Origin of the sequence: Sanguibacter massiliensis (genome assembly GCF_900240335.1) — a bacterium.
GTDB lineage: Bacteria > Actinomycetota > Actinomycetes > Actinomycetales > Cellulomonadaceae > Flavimobilis > Flavimobilis massiliensis.
Map to the genome: position 1 here is coordinate 1 of NZ_LT964985.1, position 3,823 is coordinate 3,823.

Below are 3,823 nucleotides of genomic sequence, written 5' to 3' on the forward strand. Positions count from 1 at the left end.
GCCTCGCTCCCTCTCCCGCGCCCTCTCCCGCCGCCCCCGCTCCGTTCCGGGATTCCGCGCGGATGGCTGCTCCCAGGGGCCATCCGCGCGGATTCGTCGGCGGGAGAGGGCGCGGGAGAGGGAGCGAGGCCGTGCGGGAGAGCACCCGGTGTGAGGTGGGCGACACGGGACCGAGGACCCATGCCCGGCCGCGGCGGACTAGGCTGGGGCTGATGTCTCGACGTCGAGACATTCATGCCGGTCGAGGGAAGGACGAAGCAGGGTGGACCTGTTCGAATACCAGGCGCGCGACATCTTCGAGAAGCACGGCGTCCCCGTGCTCGGTGGCGTCATCGCCACCACGCCCGAAGAGGCCCGCAACGGCGCCGCAGAGCTGCTCGGACGCGGTGGTTCCCCCGTCGTCGTCGTCAAGGCCCAGGTGAAGACCGGCGGCCGTGGCAAGGCCGGCGGCGTCAAGCTCGCCCGCTCGGCCGACGAAGCCTTCGAGCGCGCCGAGGAGATCCTCGGCCTCGACATCAAGGGCCACGTCGTGCGCACCGTGATGATCGCCGAGGGCGCCGCGATCGCGCAGGAGTTCTACTTCTCGCTGCTGCTCGACCGCGCCAACCGCACGTACCTCGCCATGTGTTCGGTCGAGGGCGGTATGGAGATCGAGCAGCTCGCGGTCGAGCGCCCCGAGGCGCTCGCGAAGGTCGCCGTCGACCCGCGCGTCGGCATCGACGCCGCCAAGGCGGCCGAGATCGTCGCCGCCGCGGGCTTCGAGGCCGAGATCGGCGCGAAGGTCGCCCCCGTCCTCGTCAAGCTCTGGGACGTCTACCAGGGTGAGGACGCGACGCTCGTCGAGGTCAACCCGCTCGTGCTCACCGAGGGTGGCGACATCGTCGCGCTCGACGGTAAGGTGACGCTCGACGAGAACGCCGAGTTCCGTCACGCCGACCACGCCGAACTCGAGGACGCCGCGGCTGCGGACCCGCTCGAGGCCAAGGCGAAGGAAGCTGGCCTCAACTACGTCAAGCTCGACGGCTCCGTCGGCATCATCGGCAACGGCGCGGGCCTCGTCATGAGCACTCTCGACGTCGTCGCGTACGCCGGCGAGAACCACGGCGGCGTCAAGCCCGCCAACTTCCTCGACATCGGCGGCGGCGCGTCCGCCGAGGTCATGGCCGCGGGCCTCGACGTCATCCTCGGCGACGCCCAGGTGAAGTCGGTCTTCGTCAACGTCTTCGGCGGCATCACCGCGTGCGACGCGGTCGCCAACGGCATCGTCAAGGCCCTCGAGATCCTCGGCGACGCGGCGACCAAGCCGCTCGTCGTCCGTCTCGACGGCAACAACGTCGTCGAGGGGCGCCGCATCCTCACCGAGGCCGCGCACCCCCTCGTCACGCTCGTCGACACGATGGACGGCGCGGCCGACAAGGCCGCCGAGCTGGCCAACGCCTGACCCGCCGCACCGACACAGGAGAATCCACGAATCATGGCGATCTTCATCACCGAGGCGTCCAAGGTCATCGTCCAGGGCATGACGGGCTCCGAGGGCCAGAAGCACACGACGCGCATGCTCGCGTCGGGCACCACCATCGTCGGCGGCGTCAACCCGCGCAAGGCCGGCACGACCGTCACCTTCCCCCAGGGTGACCTCACGGTCGAGGTACCCGTCTTCGGGACCGTCGCCGAGGCCATGGCTGCCACGGGCGCCGACGTCTCCGTCATCTTCGTCCCGCCGGCGCACACCAAGGGCGCCGTCATGGAGGCGATCGACGCGGGCATGCCGCTATCCGTCATCATCACGGAGGGCGTCCCGGTCGCGGACACCGCCGAGTTCTTCGCGCACGCGCAGGCCAAGGGCGTCCGCCTCATCGGCCCCAACTGCCCCGGCCTCATCAGCCCCGGGAAGTCCAACGTCGGCATCATCCCCGCCGACATCACGGGCCCCGGCAAGATCGGCCTCGTCTCGAAGTCGGGCACGCTCACGTACCAGATGATGTACGAGCTGCGTGACTTCGGTTTCTCGACCGCGATCGGCATCGGTGGCGACCCGATCATCGGGACGACGCACATCGACGCGCTCGAGGCGTTCGAGAACGACCCCGAGACCGCCGCGATCGTCATGATCGGCGAGATCGGCGGCGACGCTGAGGAGCGGGCCGCGGCCTACATCCAGGAGCACGTCACGAAGCCGGTCGTCGGCTACGTCGCGGGCTTCACCGCCCCCGAGGGCAAGACGATGGGCCACGCCGGCGCGATCGTCTCCGGCTCGTCCGGCACGGCCCAGGCGAAGAAGGAAGCCCTCGAGGCCGCCGGCGTCCGCGTCGGCAAGACCCCGTCTGAGACCGCCGCGATCATGCGCGAGATCCTCTCGGCCTGACGCGCCCGGCGCGTCCGACGCGCCGCGCGCACCAGCACGACGGCGACGCCCGTCCGGTCCACGTGACCGGGCGGGCGTCGTCGTTCCCACGGCAGGGCGGCGCGTGTCGCCCCCGGCGTGCGGTGCGGGCGTGGGCGACGATGGACGGATGAGCGCACCGACAGGAGCGCTCGCCGTCCTCGGACGCCGCCGCGGCCGCGTCATCGACGGTGGGCCCACGACGCACAGGTCCGAGCACTCCCCGTGGCTGTCGGGGGTCCTCGCGGCCGCGCAGGCGTGCGTCCTCACGGTCCTGCTCCTCACCTTGCCGGCGCTCGTCGTCTTCGTGCTGTCGTCGGGCGACCCGTCGAACGCCGACGTCGGCTGGTTCTCGTCAGTGCAGGTCGGGCTCGCGCTGTGGCTGCTCGGGCACGGTGTGCCCGTCGCCGTCGGAGGCACGACGATCTCCATGGTGCCGCTCGGGCTGTCGCTGCTGTGCGCGTTCGTCCTCCACGCGTCCGCGCGCCGGTCGATGCGACCCGCCGCCGTGGCCTACGGGGCGGGCGTCGCGACGTATGCGGGAGCGACGCTGATGCTCGTGCTCGTCGCAGGCCTCGCCGGCGTCCCGCAGCTCGTCATGGCTGCCCTCGGCGGTGCAGTCGTCGCGGCGCTCGGGCTCGGCTCCGGATACGTCACGCACCCGGAGGGACCACGGCTCGCGGGAGTCCTCGAGCCGCTCACGTCGCGCCTGCCCGCATGGCTCCGGCTCGGGATGCGCGCCGGGTTCATCGCGACGGCGCTCGGGGTCGGTGCCGCGACGGTGCTGCTCGTCGTGTGGGTCTTCGCGGGGCGGGGACCGACGCTCGACATCGTCGAGTCGCTCGGCGTCACGGGTTTCGACGCTGTTGCGCTCGCGGCCGCGCAGTCGATGTTCGCGGCTGACCTCGCGCTGTGGGCGTTCGCGTGGATCTCGGGCGTCGGGTTCTCGTTCGGCACGGGAACGCTCTTCTCGCCGACGACGGCCGTCGCCGGGCCGATGCCCGTCGTGCCGCTCGTCGGCACGATCCCCACGGGGCAGCCGGCCTCCGTGTGGGTCGTCGTGCCGACCGTGGTCGTGCTCGTCGGCGTCGTCGCGGGGATCTTCGTGCACCGGCGCGTGGCGGACCGCGCGTGGACGACCCTCCTCGGCGCGCTCCTCACGGTCGCCGGGACGACGGGCGTGACGGTCGGCGTGCTCGTGTCGCTCGCGTCCGGAGGTGTCGGCCCGGGGCGCATGCAGGAGGTCGGCGCGGACGCGTTCGTCGTGGGGCTCGTCGTCGCGGGCGAGGTGCTCGTCGGGGCGGCGCTCACGGCTGTGCTGCTCCATCCGACGTCGCTCGCGTGGTTCCGCAGTGTCGGGGGTCGGGTGCGCGGCGCTGTGCGCCGCGACGGCGGGGCGGCGGCCGGGCGCGCTCAGGGCACGACGGGGCAGGGCACGAC

The 3,823-nt window shown here is 72.2% G+C and carries 3 protein-coding genes; all 3 read left to right on the forward strand.

The features are described from left to right. The first annotated feature begins 262 nt into the window (after window positions 1-262). On the forward strand, window positions 263-1,441 hold the full coding sequence (gene sucC, locus C1729_RS14020) for an ADP-forming succinate--CoA ligase subunit beta (RefSeq protein WP_102510765.1): 1,179 nt from the start codon (window positions 263-265) through the stop codon (window positions 1,439-1,441). Between the two features lie 33 nt (window positions 1,442-1,474). Continuing rightward, window positions 1,475-2,365 carry a succinate--CoA ligase subunit alpha gene (gene sucD, locus C1729_RS14025; RefSeq protein ID WP_102510766.1) on the forward strand — a complete coding sequence of 297 codons (891 nt, stop codon included), beginning with the start codon at window positions 1,475-1,477 and terminating at the stop codon, window positions 2,363-2,365. Between the two features lie 148 nt (window positions 2,366-2,513). After that, window positions 2,514-3,823 (forward strand): cell division protein PerM (locus C1729_RS14030; protein WP_102510767.1); only part of this gene is annotated, 1,310 nt, incomplete at its 3' end.

Bases quoted from the DNA above. Each gene is read 5' to 3' on its own strand.
- sucD (WP_102510766.1), top strand. From the start codon at position 1,475: ATGGCGATCTTCATCACCGAGGCGTCCAAGGTCATCGTCCAGGGCATG.